The organism is Gluconacetobacter sp. (assembly GCF_047721585.1).
GTDB lineage: Bacteria > Pseudomonadota > Alphaproteobacteria > Acetobacterales > Acetobacteraceae > Gluconacetobacter > Gluconacetobacter dulcium.
Map to the genome: position 1 here is coordinate 1 of NZ_JBDNXE010000258.1, position 1,642 is coordinate 1,642.

A 1,642-nucleotide genomic window follows, 5' to 3' on the forward strand; every position below is an offset into this window, starting at 1 on the left:
CAGCCACAGCCGCAGGCCCAGCGCGATCGCTGCCGCCAGCGTGCCGTTGGCGATGGCAACGGCACGGGGTGCCCCACCCAGCAGGATGGGGTCGGTCAGCGACCGATGCACCGGGACATGAAAGCCCGCCACCGCGTCATCGTCATATCCCGCCATCAGATCAGTGCTCCGCCCGAGAAGGAAAAGAAGGACAGGAAGAACGAGCTGGCGGCAAAAGCGATGGACAGGCCAAAGACAATCTGGATCAGACGGCGAAATCCGCCGGATGTTTCGCCAAAGGCCAGCGTCAGACCGGTCACGGTGATGATGATGACCGAGATGATCTTGGCCACCGGCCCCTGCACGGATTCCAGAATCTCGTTCAGGGGTGTTTCCCACGGCATGCTGGATCCTGACGCCCATGCTGATGATGCGAAAGCAATCGACAGCAGCATGGAGGTTCCGAATACACGCAGATCCGGCACATGCCGGTCGGGACGTGCGGCAGCGCACACGATGGCGCGCAGGCGTGAAGGCGGCCTCATGATGTTTCTCCATTGACAGAGCAGGATGTTTCGGAAGAGGAAAAGGCCGCCGGACGGATGCGATAGGTGCCCCTCACGGGATCGAGGCCATCGATTTGCGCCAGTTCGGACAGGTGGCGGGAATTGCCGCGCCCGGACAGGATCGCGATCACATCGATGGTTTCGGCGATCATGGCGCGTGGCACCGTGACCACCGCCTCCTGGATGAGTTGTTCCAGACGATACAGGGCCGCCAGCACCGATCCGGCATGCAGCGTGCCGATGCCGCCCGGATGGCCAGTCCCCCATGCCTTGACCAGATCGAGGGCTTCGGCCCCACGCACCTCACCGATGGGAATACGGTCAGGCCGCAGGCGCAGGGCGGAACGGACCAGCTCGGACAGCGTGACGATGCCGTCCCTTGTGTGCATGGACACGAGGTTGGGTGCCGTACATTGCAGTTCGCGCGTGTCCTCGATCAGGACAACGCGATCATCGGTTTTGGCCACCTCGGCCAGCAGGGCGTTGACCAGCGTGGTCTTGCCCGTGCTGGTCCCGCCCGCGACCAGGATGTTTTTCCGCTCCGCAACAGCGCTGCGCAGGAAATCTGCCTGGGCATCGGTCATGATCCCGGCAGCGACATAACCGTCGAGTGTGAACACGGCCACGGCGGGCTTGCGGATCGCAAAGCTCGGAGCCGTCACCACGGGTGGCAAAAGCCCCTCGAACCGTTCACCGGTTGGCAGCTCGGCGGATACGCGTGGTGCCGCTTCATGCACCTCCGCCCCGACATGGTGTGCGACCAGGCGCACGATGCGCTCGGCATCGGCTGGCGTAATCCTGTCGCCCGTATCGCCAAGCCCCACGGACAGACGATCAATCCACAACCGCCCATCGGGATTGAGCATGACCTCGACCACACCGGGATCAGCGAGATGCCGGGCAATCGCCGGTCCCATCGCCGTGCGCAGCATGGACATGCCACGCTGTCGGGCACCATTTTCAATCGGTGTAACCGCCATGGGAATCCCCGTCCGTATGGGTCATCCGGCTTTTCCGGACGACGATGGGGATCATTAGAGAATGCTGTTTTCTCCCGTTTTCAACAGCATTTTCCTGCGATCGTACAGGATCGTAAC

2 protein-coding genes and 1 pseudogene are annotated in these 1,642 nt (G+C 62.6%); all 3 read right to left on the reverse strand.

Annotated elements, in window-relative coordinates:
• A pseudogene (locus tag ABF821_RS20965) lies at window positions 1–156 on the reverse strand (conjugal transfer protein); the annotation flags it as partial.
• Window positions 156–524 (reverse strand): TrbC/VirB2 family protein, encoded by a 369-nt coding sequence (locus tag ABF821_RS20970; protein WP_415531470.1) that lies wholly within the window; start codon window positions 522–524, stop codon window positions 156–158. The gene ABF821_RS20970 and the pseudogene ABF821_RS20965, both read right to left, overlap by 1 nt.
• A complete protein-coding gene (trbB, locus tag ABF821_RS20975) occupies window positions 521–1,525 on the reverse strand; it encodes a P-type conjugative transfer ATPase TrbB (protein WP_415531471.1) in 1,005 nt (334 codons plus the stop codon). The genes ABF821_RS20970 and trbB overlap by 4 nt, the downstream gene beginning before the upstream one ends.
• Between the last annotated feature and the right edge of the window lie 117 nt (window positions 1,526–1,642).